Genomic DNA, 14,414 nt, shown 5'->3' with positions numbered 1-14,414 from the left:
TCCCATTTCGTTTTTTTGCTTGTGCCGAGTTAAACACGGGAATTTTCGTTTGAGAACAAAAATCTTTGGCAGGTGCACGAACAGGGGGATTGGCCAAACACAACAGCTTAGCCCGCAATGGCGACCGGGCAAAATGCCCCCACGTCACACCTTCTTTCGGGCCCGGGGCTGCGGTCGTGTCGGAATTTCCTTGAGCAATCCGCCAACCCCCATCCCGGCGATATCCGCACTGGTCACGGGGATGCCGCAGGCCACGCGGGACAACACCCAGTCGGCCCCGTTCAAGGCAGGCGCACGCGCACATCCCGGCAGTCCAATGACGGGACGATTCGACAAGCTGCCAAGAAACAGCAGGTTGCCGGGATCGACCGGCATACCAAACCTGTCTACCTGACCCCCAGCCAAGCGCACGGCTTCGGGGGCCACGTCGGCGGGATCCGATGTCGCAGACCCTGTCAGAATCATCACGATATCCTCTTGCATGGCGGCAATGGCTTCGGCCAGATCTGGCGTTCGATGCGGCACGATGCGGATATCGTTCAACTCCATCCCAAGCGCTTCGACACGTCCGCGCATCGAAGCAATACCCTTTTCATTCGGTGGACCGCCGGGAATGTCGGTCACGATCAATCCGGCTGTGCGGTGGACGGGTACGGCCAGCCGGATCGAGTTCTCGGCCAGTCGCGATGCCCGCAACACGTCACCGCCGGGAACCGCATACGGGATCACCTTGATCGTTGCGACCATCCCACCGGCTTCCATCTGCTGGTGCTGGGGGACAGTGGCGACCGTTATCATTGGATTGACCAGATTGAACTGCCGCAGAGCATCTGTATCCAGAACCACGACGCCGGGCCCGTCCGCCAGCAGGTTGACGCGCCCGGTAAATGGCTGCGTTACCCGAAGACCGGCAGCGGCCGGGTCTGGCGCCAGAGCCTCGGCCAGCATTCGGGCGGCTTCGTCCTCGTGGCAATCCCCTGGTTCCAGCCGGGCCACGATAACCTCGGAATGGCCGGCTTGTGTCAGTTGTTCAAGGTGTTCACGCGACAGGATCACGCCTTTGCGCAGTTTGACTGTGCCAGCCTGAACCGAGTGCGCAAGTACCGCCCCTTCTGCTTCGGGCACCTGGACCGGTCCGAATTTCACGCCTTGCCCCGCAATACGGCGGTCATTTGCGCCAGTATGGCAACCGCTATTTCCGAAGGATCCGCAGCGCCGATATCCAGTCCGATCGGACCGTGGATTCTGGCAATCTGCGTATCTGTAAAACCAGCCTGCTTCATCCGGTCCACTCGTTTGGCGTGTGTGCGTGTAGAACCAAGTGCGCCTATATAGAACACATCAGCCTGCAACGCGGCCTGCAACGCCGGATCATCCAGTTTGGGATCGTGGGTCAGCAAAACCACTGCGGTCCGCGCATCCAGCCCCAGTTGAGCGACCGCCTCGTCTGGCCATTCCGTCAGAATGGTTTCACCGGGAAACCGCGCGCTGGATGCGAAGGCTTCTCGCGGATCAATGATTGCAGGATCATACCCGGCGATCCGCGCCATTGGAACAAGCGCCTGCGCAATGTGGACCGCGCCCACGATGATCAGCCGCAGTGGAGGGTTGTGGACAGCCACGAAGGTCTTGCCGTCCGCTTCAAACCCTGACCGGTCCATGCGGAGCCTCTCGTGATACGCGTTCCGGCGTAAAGCCCGGTGCCCTGTGTCGATATTGACCTCATACGCGACGGCTTCACGCCCTGCGCGCGCCGCAACCAGATTGGTCAGCATGTTTTCCGTCAGAACCGTGCCGACAGGCTCGACCAGAACACGTATCGTGCCGCCACAGGCCAGACCGACGGCAAAAGCGTCCTCGTCACTGACACCGAATTCCAGCAGGCGCGCCTCGCCTTCATCGATGGCTTCCATTGCTTCGACGATTACTGCACCCTCGACACAACCACCGGAGACTGACCCTTCGATCCGGCCATCGCCCCCGATCACAAGCTGCGATCCGACCCGGCGCGGTGCACTGCCCCAGGTATCGACAACGGTCGCCAGGGCCGCGCCACGGCCCTTGCGGAACCAGTTCAGTGCTGTCTCCGGGCTATTGTCGAATCGATCCATCGAAACCTCCTGGCGTTTCCCGTTCCAACATAGGCAGGTTTGCTGCAATGAAAAGTCAGCCCTGCGGCGAGGTCAGCAAGAAACCCATTGCTGGAAGACGAACGGATCCTTGGGGCAACCTGACGGCTTCATCATATTCAAAAAACCCTAGGATTGATTGTTTTGGGCGCAGGTTTTAGCCTGACCCCGCATCTGGCAAGCTGCCTGATGCTCTGCCACTTTTTTTGAATCGGAGAGAAAATTGAAACGTATTCTTTCACTGGGGACCGCATTGGGGCTGATGGCCTCGACTGCTGTATGGGCTGATACATTCGAACGGTATGGAGAGGTTGAAGGCTGGAAAGTCTTTGTGGACAAGGAAAAGAAGTCCTGTCTGATTGAAGCCGTGGACAGTGCCGAAAACGTGGTTCAGATGGGGCTGACCGAAGACCGCGGGGTTGGCTACGTCGGCATATTCACCAAGGAAAAAACCGATATCAAACGCGGTGAAAAAGGTGCGGTCGCAATCATGCTGGGTGACAACCTGTATGTCGGCGAAGGTACCGGCATGAAAGGGAACATCACCAAGGGTTATTCCGGTGGCTATGTCCTGTCGGACAACCCGCAATTCGCCGACGATCTGGCCAAACAGAAGGTCATGGTCGTTTTTCCGGAAAAGGAATTCGCCTTTACCGTCGATCTGACGGGCACCTACAAAGCCATGGAAATGGCACGAGAGTGCAATGAAAAGCAGCTAGGCTAAGACTGCTCTGAAAGTGCGGTCATCAGCCGCGCTTTCTCGCCGTTGTCGTCGGTCCGCGATATGACCTGGGCCAGTTCCTCAAGCGAGGCGATGGAATGACCCGCCCGAAAGCTGTCGACATGGGGCAGCATGGCCGCAATTCCCTTGGCTTTGGGTGCAAAGCCATCCCATCGCAGCAGGGGGTTCAGCCAGATCAGGCGTCTTGCAGAGAGATGCAGCCTCTCAATTTCCTTTTCCAGCGCATCCGGCTCGCCGCGATCCAGCCCGTCTGAGATCAGCAGAACCACCGCGCCCTGCCCCATGACCCGTCTGGACCAGTCCCGATTGAAAGCGTGAAGGCATTCCCCGATACGGGTTCCTCCTTCCCAGTCCTGCGCCTCGGCCCCGGCGGCGGCCAGCGCTGCATCGACATCGCGCTGATGCAGGTGTCTGGTGATATTCGTCAGTCGGGTTCCGAAAGTGAAAGCATGAACCCTGGCCCAGCCCGCGCCGCGCGCATTCGAGACGGTGTGCAGAAAATGCAGGATGATCCGGCTGTATTGACTCATCGAGCCCGATATATCGCAAAGAACGACAAGGTTGGGCCAGCGCGGTCTGGGCCGTTGCCGGGCGATGTCCCGCATGTCCCCACCCTGCCGCATCGCGGCCCGCAACGTTCGGGCCCGGTCGATACGATGACCCAGATGGCTGACCTGACCACGGCGTGAAGCAATGGGTTTGACCGGCAGAGACAAGCGCGACAGCATCCGTTTGGCCTGTGCGATTTCGTCGGTGCTCATCTGTTCGAAATCCAGATTTCGCAGTCGTTCTTCGGACGACGCGGTCTGAGAGGCATCAATGTCGAGTTCGGTTTCCTCACCCTGATCCTCGACTTCCGGCAGATCCTTTTCGACACCATCCAGCAGGGCCTCGGCTGCCCGCTTTTCGGCTGCATCCGCTTTGCGCTCCTCCTGAACACCGCGAATGGCCGGCAGCATCATGGACATCATGTGTTCGAGATAGCGTGGATCCCGCCAATACAGGCGAAACACCTGTGCAAACACGGTGCGGTGTTCCGGACGACTGACGAAACAGGCGTGGAGGGTCCAGTAGAAATCCTGCTTGCGGGTAAAACCGGCGGCTTCAACGGCGCGGATGGCATCAATGACGCGGCCGGTTCCTATCGGCAACCCGGCCTTGCGCAGAGCGCGGGCAAAATGGGTGATATTCTGCGCCAGTTTGGGATCATCGGGAATGTCGATCGGCAGTTGCTCGGCCATCACAATGCATGGGGGCGCTGCCCCCGTACCCCCGGAGTATTTCGGAAAAGATGAAGCATCACGCCGGTTCGAGTGAGGCTTTGGCCTGATCCAGAATGCGTTTCGCCTCGGAACCCTGCAGTTTCTGGATATCATCCTGATATTTCAGGATTGCGCCCAGTGTGTCGCCGATCACTTCGGGGCTGAGATTGATGACATCCAGCGCCAACAGGCACTTGGCCCAGTCGATCGTTTCGGCGACGCCCGGTTTCTTGAACAGGTCTTCAGTCCGCAGATGCTGGACAAAAGCCACAATTTCGCGACTTAGGGCGTCGGCGGCCTCGGGCGCACGGGCGTGCAGGATTTCTATTTCACGGTCGAAATCCGGGTAGTCGACCCAATGATACAGACACCGTCGTTTGAGCGCGTCGTGGACCTCGCGCGTTCGGTTCGACGTGACGATCACAATCGGAGGTTCCGGCGCTTTGATCGTACCGAGTTCCGGGATCGTCACCTGAAAATCACTGAGGGCTTCCAGCAGAAAGGCTTCGAATGGCTCGTCCGTACGGTCCAGTTCGTCGATCAGAAGTACAGGCGCGCCGTTTTCATCGGGCTGCATGGCCTGCAGCAAGGGGCGTTCCACGAGGTAGTCTTTGGAAAACAGTTCGGCCTGCAGGGCGGATCTGTCGGCAGCACCTGCCGCTTCGGCCGTCCGGATTGCTACCATTTGCGCAGGAAAGTTCCACTCGTAAACGGCCGATGCGGCATCCAACCCCTCGTAGCACTGCAACCGGATGAGCCGCCGCCCCAGACCGGAAGCCAGCGCCTTGGCGATCTCGGTTTTGCCGACCCCGGCCTCGCCTTCCAGAAACAGCGGGCGACCCAGTTTGAGAGACAGAAACACAACGGTCGCCAGAGACCGGCCGCAGACGTATCCCTGCGCGCCCAACATCTTCTGAACCGCATCAATGGATTGGGGGTGGTTCATCAGCCAATCTCCTTTCGCACACAAGGGCATGGTGCCGGTCTTGCGTCAACCCCACGGGTCTTTCTGGACTTACTGCGATCAGATGGTTCGACAAGGTCTTTCACGATTGCGACCCTTGTGCTAGCCGGGGCACATGACCGACAGCATCACGATCCGACGCCCCGACGACTGGCATCTGCATCTGCGCGATGGCGCCATGTTGCAGGCCGTTCTGCCCGAAACAGCACGCCACTTTGCGCGCGCCATCATCATGCCGAACCTTGTGCCCCCTGTTGTCACCGGCGCACAGGCTGCAGCCTATCGGGAGCGTATTCTGGCCGCGCTGCCGGAAGGAATGAGTTTCGAGCCGTTGATGACGTTGTATCTGACTGAAGATACGGACCCGGATGATCTTGCCGCCGCCCATGCCAGCGGTCTGATCAAGGCTGTCAAGCTGTACCCGGCAGGCGCGACGACGAATTCGGCCTCGGGCGTGCGCGATTTCGACAAGGTCCGCCCTGTACTGGAAAAAATGGCGAGCATCGGTTTGCCGCTTTGTGTGCATGGCGAAGTAACCGATGCCGACATCGATATTTTCGACCGTGAAGCCGTGTTCATTGACCGCGTTCTGGATCCGATCCGTAGGGCGACGCCCGGACTGCGTGTTGTGATGGAGCATATTACGACGAAAGACGGTGTCGATTATGTCAAATCGAATGAGGACGGACTGGGCGCAACGATTACGGCGCATCACCTGATCATCAATCGCAACCACATTCTGGTTGGCGGTATCAAACCTCATTATTATTGTCTGCCTGTCGCAAAACGCGAAGAACACCGCCTTGCATTGCTGGCCGCAGCGACCTCGGGCGATGCGCGGTATTTCCTGGGCACGGACAGCGCGCCGCATACGGATGCCAACAAGGAAATGGCCTGCGGTTGCGCCGGGTGTTTCACGGCGACAAACACCATGTCGCTGCTGGCGGAAATGTTCGAACGTGAAGACGCGCTGGACAAGCTGGAAGGGTTTGCCTCGCTCAACGGTCCGGCATTCTATGGCTTGCCTGTGAATGAGGACAGCCTGACCCTGACGAAAGGTGACGCGGTGACCTACCCGTCCAAAATCGAGACAGGGGATGGCCCTGTGACCGTGTTCGACCCGGGCTTCCCGCTGCACTGGCGGGTTGATTAACCGTCAGGATTGATGGGCAGTTCGCGGGCGCGGCCCCCGGTGCGCAGCATCGACCAGATCGCGTCCGCGTCTTCGTGTCCGATAAGTTTGGCCGCCTTGCCGCGGACGCGGTCTTCGCGGTCCGACAGAGCCATGGGCGTCAGCAGATCATGGGTCGCCTCACGACGAACGCCATCGCGGCGCAGAAGAGATATCTGCGCTTGCGTTTCAGACAGGCTGTCATCGGCATCGACTGAAATCCGGTCTCGCAGGGACACAATGCGCGGGTCGGCGCAGGTTCTGGCCGAATAGCTTTCCGGCAATGCGGTATCGAATCCCAGCGCCTGCATCGCAATCACCGTTCGATAGGAAAACTTGGCACCCAATCCGGTGTCCGGCGACATCTGGTTACACACGCTCATCCAGCGCGGGTGCGTCTTGATCTTGATCTCGGCCACTTCGGGTTCCGCGATGTCAAGGTCACGCGCCGCTTCCAGCGCGGCGTGCAACCCGTGGCAGCAGGCATGGAACTTGTGGCTGACGGACTCGAACAGCCATTCATCGCCCAAACCATCGAGTGCAGAGACGATGTCGCCCTCCCCATGATGAATGGCGCCAAACCCGTACTGCCCTTCAAGCGCGGCGGAGTTCGGTTCAAACCCGCGCTGAACAAGCAGCGCCGCCTCGACACCGGCAGATGATGCCATACCGGCGTTATATGGCTTACCCATGGTTCCAAACTGCGCCTTAAGCCCGGCGGCGCGTGTCGCAGTAAGCCCCAGGGCTCTTTCCATTTGCCCGGCATCGAAGCCCAACAACCGCCCGGCGGCAACGGCCGCACCAAACGCGCCCGCCGTTGCGGTCTGGTGAAACCCAGCTTGATAATGACCGCGTCCCAGCCACAGCCCGATGCGGATGGAGACCTCCATACCAACCAGCGCGGCCTCAAGAAGGTCGACGACAATACGGCCGTCCCATTCTGCCAAGGCCAACGCAGCAGGCAAAATCGCTACCGAGGGGTGTCCGATATGGGCAAAATGCGTGTCGTCGTAATCCAGCGCATGTGAGACCGTACCGTTGACCAACGCGGCCGCGCGCAAAGTCGCTGAACCGCCGCCGAACAAGCGGGCCTGCTGTGCGCCGGCCTCGGCCAGAACCATTGCGCGGACGGTTTTCGACACAGGTTCGTCCGCGCCCGCCCGCCCTACCGCGATCCAGTCGAGCACGGACAGGGATGTTACGATCCGGGTCTGGGATGAGGTCGAAACGGGGCCAGCGGCGAAAGCGGCAATCTTGTTAGTGAAATCAGTCATGAGCGCAGTCTAGCGTGCGCCCGTCTCCGGTAAAGCCTCAGGATTGGGACACTAGCCGTAAAGTTCGGCGGCCCGGGCTTCGAACGCGCGTACGATCCGCTGCATTGCTTCGTTGAATACAACGCCGATGATGCCTTGCAGGATGGCATTCTTGAATTCGAAGTCCACATGGAAAGCGATATTGCAGCCGCCATCCGGGGCGTCCTCGAACTGCCAGTCGGACTTCATGTATTTGAACGGACCATCCAGGTATTCGGTATCGATCCTTTTCTGATCCGCAAACAAAGTCACGCGGCTGCCAAAACGCTCGCGAAAGACTTTGAAAGAGATGACCAGATCGGCCTCCATCACCTGCGCTTCTCCAACAGCAAAGGTCTTGCGGACCCGCGCCGCGGCACACCATGGCAGGAATTCCGGATATTTGGCCACATCGGCAACCAGATCAAACATCTGCTGAGCGGTGTAAGGCAGGTGGCGGTTTTCCGAATGAATGGGCATGGCGTCCGGTATTTGCAGGTGACAATGGCGCGTCATGTCGTATGTTGCGCGCCAAAGATCAAGGGGGCAGCAATGAGCGACCGCGCATATGTGATAGATGAGATGATCTCGGCCAAGGCCATTGCCGCGCGGATCGAAGAGCTCTGTCGCGAGATCACCGATGAGTTTGGCGGTACGGACAAACTTGTCGTTGTTGGCTTGCTGCGCGGCAGCTTCGTGTTCATCGCCGACCTGGTGCGGGAACTGGACTTGCCGATCGAGGTCGATTTTCTCGAGGCGTCCTCGTATGGAGACTCGATGGAAAGCAGCCGGGAAGTGCGCATTCTCAAGGACTTGCGCGGCGCAATTGAAGGCCGGGACGTGTTGGTTGTCGAAGACATCGTCGACACGGGCCACACCCTGAACCATGTCACCCACCTGCTGCTGAGCCGGAAACCCAAACGACTGAAATCTATTGCTTTGCTGGACAAGCCCAGCCGGCGCGAGGTTGACTTCCGCTCGGATTGGATCGGGTTCGAAATTCCGGATGAATTTGTCGTGGGGTACGGGATCGATTACGCACAGCGTAACCGCAACCTGCCTTTCATCGGCAAGGTTCGTTTTGTCGAGAACTGACCGAGGACCGTACGGACCCTCGCCGTGTTCTGCGCAGTTCAGGTGGGGCCTACAAGCGAGTATTCGGCGTAATTTTTCAGGGTCTTTCAATCGCTGTATTGTGTGCTTGGCTTGTTGGTCAGGTAGTCCGTGACTAACCCCTGAAATGTCTACTGTACGAAAAGTCAATAAATTCAAGCAACCGAATATCAATGGACAATGTGCTCAACCGCAGACTACCCTCAGAAGAACAAAGGAGGTTTCTGCTAATGAAAGTGTCGTCTATTGGTCTTGTGGCTGCCTTTACAGTCGCTCTGACAACTGGTTTTGCGGATGCAAAAGATAGCAAAGGCAAAGCAAAAGGTGCGGACAAATCCAAAGTCGAAAAGGCGATAAAATCCAATAATGGCGTCGCTGTTCCGCCCGGGCAGGTAAAGCGTTACACGCGAGGCCAAAAACTACCGAAAGATCTGCAATTCGACTACTTGGATGACCTTGATGGCTGGAAGTTGAAACCGTTACCTCCCGGTCAGAGATACGTCCGCGTGGATGACGAAATTTTGTCGATCTCGGACGACACACAAACCGTCATTGAGGCCGTGGGAATTGTCAGCGATTTGGTGAATTGAGCGATCAACCAACCAGTGAGCGAATTGCAGCCGAAAAAACCGTGGCACCAACCGGGATCAGCGCATCCGGGAAATCGTAATCGGGATTGTGCAGTTGCGGGTGATCCGCCCCTGCCCCAAGCCAGAACATCGCCGTTTTCGCCGCTTTGCCGAACTGCCCAAAATCCTCAGAAAATTTCTGCGGCTCGGAAGTAATCTGGTAGGCCACATTCCGAGACGCGCAGGCGTCGGAAAGGATTTTGACCGCCTCGGTGTCGTTCGTGCACGCCTCGAAGATGTCATCATAGGTAATTTCAACCTGCAGCCCTGCTTTGTTTGCCGCTCGTCCGACCAGCGTCTCGGCCTCTTCGACCAGATTTTTCATCCGCCCATCCGAAACGGTTCTTAAGGTCACCCAGATTTCCGCCTGCCCAGGAGCGACGCCAAAAGTCTGCTCGCCCAGACTGGCATGCGTCACGGTTGTCAGGGCAAAATTATCGGTCAGCGGACCGCCTGTCCCCAACCCGGCCAGTTCCGGCAACAACAAAGCAAGCGCACCAATCGGTGAAATCCCGTCCTCGGGCGCGGCGGCATGTGAGGTTTTTCCCGTCAGAACCACCCGCATACCGCGCGAGGCGCAGTTGGCCGAGCGCCGGCAGATTTCGACATGACCCAGCTCAAGCCCGGGCAGATTGTGCAGCGAAAACACATAATCCGGGGAAAACTCAGAAAACCTCGGATCGGCCCGATATGCGGCGGCACCCTTTCCGGTTTCTTCCGCGGGTTGAAAGATCAGAACCACACGACCGGATTTTGGCGGGTTATCTCTGAGGTCTTGGGCCACGCCCAGCACCATTGCCATATGGCCGTCATGCCCGCACAAATGACCTTTGCCCGCGACCCGCGAAACGTAAGGCGCGCTCGAAAGCTCCTGAATAGGAAGCCCGTCCAGTTCGCACCTGATGGCAACACAGGGCCCCGGATGGCCGCTGTCATATACTGCTGCTACGCCATGGCCGCCGATATCAGTCAGAACACGACCCGCACCAAGAGACCGCAGCAGGTCGGCAACCCGAGCGGCTGTTTTTTGTTCCTCACCGGACAGTTCCGGAAATTGATGCAATTCGTGTCGCAGCGCGGTCAGACGCGACAGGGTTTCAGGTTTCACCCTTGCTCCAGTTTCTTTTGGCGCGCGGCGCGCAGCCGAGCGAAGTCATCCCCAGCGTGGTACGAAGACCGCGTCAGCGGAGTGGCCGAAACCATCAGGAACCCTTTGCCATAGGCCGCCTTTTCGTAAGAAGCGAATTCTTCGGGCGTGACAAACCGATCCACACCATGGTGTTTGGGCGTGGGTTGCAGGTATTGACCGATGGTCAGAAAGTCGATGTCGGCAGCACGCATGTCATCCATGACCTGCCGTACTTGCTGCTCGTCCTCTCCCAACCCGACCATGATGCCCGATTTGGTGAAGATCGAGGGATCCAGTTCCTTGACCCGTTGCAACAGACGCAATGAATGGAAGTACCGGGCACCAGGGCGCACTTCGGGATAAAGACCCGGGACCGTTTCCAGATTGTGGTTGAATACATCTGGCTTGGCCTCGACAACAACTTCCAGAACTCCCGGATCACACTTCAGAAAATCTGGTGTCAGAATCTCGATCGTCGTTTTGGGCGAACGATGGCGCACAGCCCGAATGGTCTGGGCGAAGTGATCCGCCCCGCCATCTTCAAGATCATCACGATCGACCGAGGTGATGACAACGTGGTTCAGTCCCAACTTCTCGACTGCATGTGCAACGCGCCCCGGTTCGAACACATCCAGAGTGTCCGGCCGTCCGGTTGCGATGTTGCAGAAGGTGCATCCGCGTGTGCAGATGTCACCCATGATCATCATGGTGGCGTGGCCCTGGCTCCAGCATTCGCCGACATTGGGACAACCGGCTTCTTCACACACCGTGACAAGGTTGTTGTCCCGCATGATCCTCCTGGTGTCGGCGTATCCTTTGCCACCCGGCGCCTTCACCCGAATCCAGCTTGGCTTTTTCGGCTGAGCGTTGTCGGGGCGATGCGCTTTTTCAGGGTGGCGTTGTTCGGGAATCTTCAGATCACGCACGGCTCGGTATCCTGACTTTGGGTCAATTTTCTTTCCCTAACATAGTCCGCATGGCCGATCTACACCACAGGTGCATAGCCGCCATGCTGCCGATTGATGCAGGCGCAGCATCCTCTAATCGGATTTATGTTAAAACTTTCAATTCCAGTGGCTTCCGATGGCATCCGCCAACCGTGCAAATGCAGAATAACGGTCATTGATTGCGATTTAGAACTGTTTTAGATCACCCCTCAATCAGACTTGAATCACAGGAATACGACTATGAAAACCGGTGCAAAACTCCCTGACGTGACCTTCCACACCCGCATTCGCGACGAAGCCGTCGAGGGGCCAAACCCGTTCCGCTGGGAAGACAAAACCACGGCTGACTATTTTGCCGGCAAGCGCGTCATCCTGTTTTCGCTTCCGGGCGCATTTACGCCCACATGCTCGACCTACCAATTGCCTGGATTCGAAAACGGCCATGCCGACTTCGCCGCCCAAGGTATCGACGAGATTTACTGCATGTCTGTCAATGACAGCTTTGTCATGAATAAATGGGCACAGGATCAGGGCCTGAAAAACGTCAAGGTCATCCCGGACGGTTCGGGTGAGTTCACCCGCAAAATGGGAATGCTGGTCGACAAGGACAATCTGGGCTTTGGCATGCGTTCGTGGCGCTATGCAGCCATTGTCAATAACGGTGTGGTCGAAGCGTGGTTCGAAGAGCCCGGCCTGATGGATAACTGCCCCGAGGACCCCTATGGCGTTTCGTCGCCCGAGACCCTGATGGCGCATCTGAGCGAAGCGAAAGAGCCAGCACTGGCCTAAGTCCGAAAGTTGAGAAGGCCCGCCCAAGTCGGGCCTTTTTCTTATTCGCGGGTCGCGGTCACGATCTCTTCGCCGACCTGTCTGATTACACCGGCCAGTTTGTCGAACCAGTCCTCTCCGGTTGTGGATTTTCGACGTACCAATCCCACGGTCCGTGCCGGTTGTGGTGCCCCGAACCGCATGAGTTGTAGCCCCGGCACGGCCTCGGTTTCAGAACGGGCGGCCAGTTCGGGCATCAAAGTCAGGCCAAATCCCTCGGCCACCAGTCGCGACAGGGTCGCCAGAGAAGACGCGCCCATATTGATCAAACCGCTGCTTCTGTCCTGCCCACACACGTCCAGCGCCTGATCCGTCAGACAATGGCCGTCTTCCAACAGCATCAGTTGCGCAGTCTGCAGATCGACAGGTCGCAGGGTTTCCGGATTATCCGCCAGTCTCTGTACGCGGGCCGCGCTGCCTGCCAGCAGAAACCTGTCCTCGAACAAGGGCAGTTCAAACAATTCGCTACCGCCTGACGGAAGCGCCATCAGCCCAGCGTCAATTTCACCGCCCCGCAACATGTTCAGCAAGCGTTCGGTTCGGGCTTCGCGAATCTGAACGCGCAACGACACGTCTGCTGATCTCAGACCAGCCAGAACTCCGGGCAACAGATACGGTGCAATAGTCGGAATGATGCCGATCGACAGGGACCGGTGCCCGCCCGAGTGATCCCTTGCAAACTGATCCAGCCTGTCCGCAGCGCCAAGCACCTGGCGGGCGTGTTCAAGAACGTCCCGACCCAGCGGGGTCAGCAGGATGTCCCGGGCCTGACGTTCGAACAATGTACCGCCCAGTGTTTCCTCGAGCGTTTTGATCTGCACGGACAAAGCCGGCTGCGACACATGACAAATTTGTGCCGCACGCCCAAAGTTCCGCTGTTCTGCAACAGCCCTGAAATACTGCAACTGCCGGAGGGTGAAGTTCATAATCATTGACTATCACTTACCCCAACCAACGCAAGACTCTCATATCGCCAAGGGGGCCGCTCATCCGATCATGCGATTGAACCCGGTCTGCGTTTCATAGTGGCGTTTGAGACGTTGCAGCGCGATGCGCAGAACGATCTTTCCTGACCGGGCAGACCATCCCATACGTTTTTCGGCCAATTCCAACCCTTCAAGGTAACAACAGCACCGCAACGCCACATCGCTCAAGCCCGGCCCTAGGTCCGACAGCGCCCGCGCGACGCGATCTCGTGCATCCGACGATCCGTTTCCAACATGGGGGCTGTTGCCGAAAGAACCACGTCCACCGCCTGTCAGATACAGGTCCCAGTTCTGCGCCACCTTTGGTCCGATCTGGGCAAGTTCGAAGTCCTCGCGCAGACGCTCACCTGCGGCGACCAGTGTTTCGTCCAGGAAAAGCTTGCCGTCCCGATCGCGCCTGCGGGCCAGCGCGATCAACGGGCTTTCAGTGGCGCTATACCGGATTCGCCGGGCGCGCTCGGGCTGGGATGCAGTCGTGTTGCCCGAAGCCGAGTGCGCCTGAAACGACGCCTGCGCTTCGGCCATGCCAAGATCATTCCCGGCGCGGGCCTTGTTTTCCGCCTGGGCAATCAGACGGGTCAGAGCCGCCCGTCCTTGCGCCGTAATTCGGTACCGTGAAATCCGACCCGGGTTGTCGCAGTTGATCCAGTCCTTCAGCGCAAGCGCCTGGGCGATCCGGCAATCAACTACTGCGGTCCGGGTGGCAGCGCTGTTGCCGGTATCGCGGACAACGACGGCCTTGTCCATTTCTTCGGCGACCGCCAGTACCGCTCCGGTTTCGCAAAGCCTGCGCAAAACCCTGAGAGCTTCGCGGGTGAACTCCTCATCCCGGGCGGCGGCCAACCCCTCGGGCGTCCCGTCTGAAACATCGGAACTGAAACCAGGGCTGACTTTGGATTCAGAGAAATGTGTCTCGGCCAGAGACTGGAGCGCCGCGTCCACAAGGGGGTCATCCCGGCGCGTCTCGATCCGTCTGATCTGCCTTAGAATCGTCGAAGCATGGCACCCTGCTGTTCGCGCAATTTCTCGGATCGACCGGCCGGTTTCCGTGTGATCCAGATAACGTTGCGCGCCTTCCGGCACCCATGCCGGAACAGTGAAAGCCATGTTGTTTTCCATAGTCATTTGTCCTCGCCGACAAGAAATTCTGTCTAAGATCGCCCTCGGAATATGAGTTAACCAATTCTAACTAGGGTTTCTTTCGTTACTCGTTCGTTAACCC

General features: G+C 58.3%; 15 protein-coding genes. 5 read left to right on the top strand and 10 right to left on the bottom strand.

The window, feature by feature from the left end:
* Positions 1–144: 144 nt before the first annotated feature.
* Positions 145–1,146, bottom strand: coding sequence for a molybdopterin-binding protein (locus ACR0J2_RS01595; RefSeq protein ID WP_480811484.1), 1,002 nt, complete (start codon positions 1,144–1,146; stop codon positions 145–147).
* Positions 1,143–2,111 (bottom strand): XdhC family protein, encoded by a 969-nt coding sequence (locus tag ACR0J2_RS01590; RefSeq protein ID WP_480811483.1) that lies wholly within the window; start codon positions 2,109–2,111, stop codon positions 1,143–1,145. The genes ACR0J2_RS01595 and ACR0J2_RS01590 overlap by 4 nt, the downstream gene beginning before the upstream one ends.
* 241 nt (positions 2,112–2,352) lie before the next feature.
* Here ACR0J2_RS01590 and ACR0J2_RS01585 point away from each other — a divergent pair, with 241 nt between their 5' ends.
* Complete coding sequence (locus tag ACR0J2_RS01585) at positions 2,353–2,853, top strand: hypothetical protein (protein WP_170616759.1); 501 nt, start codon at positions 2,353–2,355, stop codon at positions 2,851–2,853.
* On the opposite strand, the gene ACR0J2_RS01580 is transcribed toward ACR0J2_RS01585, so the two are convergent.
* The gene (locus ACR0J2_RS01580; RefSeq protein WP_480811482.1) at positions 2,850–4,112 is read right to left on the bottom strand and encodes a vWA domain-containing protein; all 1,263 of its coding nucleotides are present in this window, start codon (positions 4,110–4,112) and stop codon (positions 2,850–2,852) included. The two genes, ACR0J2_RS01585 and ACR0J2_RS01580, sit on opposite strands and share 4 nt — an antisense overlap.
* Before the next feature lie 58 nt (positions 4,113–4,170).
* Positions 4,171–5,079 (bottom strand): AAA family ATPase, encoded by a 909-nt coding sequence (locus ACR0J2_RS01575; RefSeq protein WP_170616755.1) that lies wholly within the window; start codon positions 5,077–5,079, stop codon positions 4,171–4,173.
* 133 nt (positions 5,080–5,212) lie between these two features.
* Here ACR0J2_RS01575 and pyrC point away from each other — a divergent pair, with 133 nt between their 5' ends.
* A complete protein-coding gene (pyrC, locus tag ACR0J2_RS01570) occupies positions 5,213–6,250 on the top strand; it encodes a dihydroorotase (RefSeq protein WP_480811481.1) in 1,038 nt (345 codons plus the stop codon).
* Here the strand turns inward: pyrC and ACR0J2_RS01565 are convergent.
* Together ACR0J2_RS01565 and ACR0J2_RS01560 are read right to left on the bottom strand one after the other, a co-directional pair.
* The gene (locus tag ACR0J2_RS01565) at positions 6,247–7,542 is read right to left on the bottom strand and encodes an MmgE/PrpD family protein (RefSeq protein WP_480811480.1); all 1,296 of its coding nucleotides are present in this window, start codon (positions 7,540–7,542) and stop codon (positions 6,247–6,249) included. The two genes, pyrC and ACR0J2_RS01565, sit on opposite strands and share 4 nt — an antisense overlap.
* Before the next feature lie 51 nt (positions 7,543–7,593).
* A complete protein-coding gene (locus ACR0J2_RS01560; RefSeq protein WP_480811479.1) occupies positions 7,594–8,040 on the bottom strand; it encodes a type II toxin-antitoxin system RatA family toxin in 447 nt (148 codons plus the stop codon).
* Between the two features lie 72 nt (positions 8,041–8,112).
* On the opposite strand from ACR0J2_RS01560, the gene hpt reads away from it, so the two are divergent.
* Together hpt and ACR0J2_RS01550 are read left to right on the top strand one after the other, a co-directional pair.
* Positions 8,113–8,655 carry a hypoxanthine phosphoribosyltransferase gene (gene hpt / locus ACR0J2_RS01555; RefSeq protein ID WP_170616748.1) on the top strand — a complete coding sequence of 181 codons (543 nt, stop codon included), beginning with the start codon at positions 8,113–8,115 and terminating at the stop codon, positions 8,653–8,655.
* 191 nt (positions 8,656–8,846) lie between these two features.
* Positions 8,847–9,263, top strand: coding sequence for a hypothetical protein (locus ACR0J2_RS01550; RefSeq protein WP_480811478.1), 417 nt, complete (start codon positions 8,847–8,849; stop codon positions 9,261–9,263).
* Positions 9,264–9,267: 4 nt separating this feature from the next.
* On the opposite strand, the gene ACR0J2_RS01545 is transcribed toward ACR0J2_RS01550, so the two are convergent.
* Entirely contained in the window at positions 9,268–10,410 is a 1,143-nt protein-coding gene (locus ACR0J2_RS01545; protein ID WP_480811477.1) for an amidohydrolase, read from the bottom strand.
* On the bottom strand, positions 10,407–11,357 hold the full coding sequence (gene lipA / locus ACR0J2_RS01540) for a lipoyl synthase (protein ID WP_170676848.1): 951 nt from the start codon (positions 11,355–11,357) through the stop codon (positions 10,407–10,409). Before lipA ends, ACR0J2_RS01545 begins: the two co-directional genes overlap by 4 nt.
* A gap of 261 nt (positions 11,358–11,618) precedes the next feature.
* Here lipA and ACR0J2_RS01535 point away from each other — a divergent pair, with 261 nt between their 5' ends.
* On the top strand, positions 11,619–12,167 hold the full coding sequence (locus tag ACR0J2_RS01535) for a peroxiredoxin (RefSeq protein WP_170806244.1): 549 nt from the start codon (positions 11,619–11,621) through the stop codon (positions 12,165–12,167).
* Positions 12,168–12,208: 41 nt separating this feature from the next.
* Here the strand turns inward: ACR0J2_RS01535 and ACR0J2_RS01530 are convergent, their stop codons facing one another.
* Entirely contained in the window at positions 12,209–13,132 is a 924-nt protein-coding gene (locus ACR0J2_RS01530; RefSeq protein ID WP_170616737.1) for a hydrogen peroxide-inducible genes activator, read from the bottom strand.
* A gap of 60 nt (positions 13,133–13,192) precedes the next feature.
* Entirely contained in the window at positions 13,193–14,311 is a 1,119-nt protein-coding gene (locus tag ACR0J2_RS01525; protein WP_480812019.1) for a DUF6456 domain-containing protein, read from the bottom strand.
* Positions 14,312–14,414: the final 103 nt, after the last annotated feature.

The organism is Ruegeria sp. CG4 (genome assembly GCF_056537185.1).
This window is presented reverse-complemented; position numbering and strand designations above follow the sequence as displayed.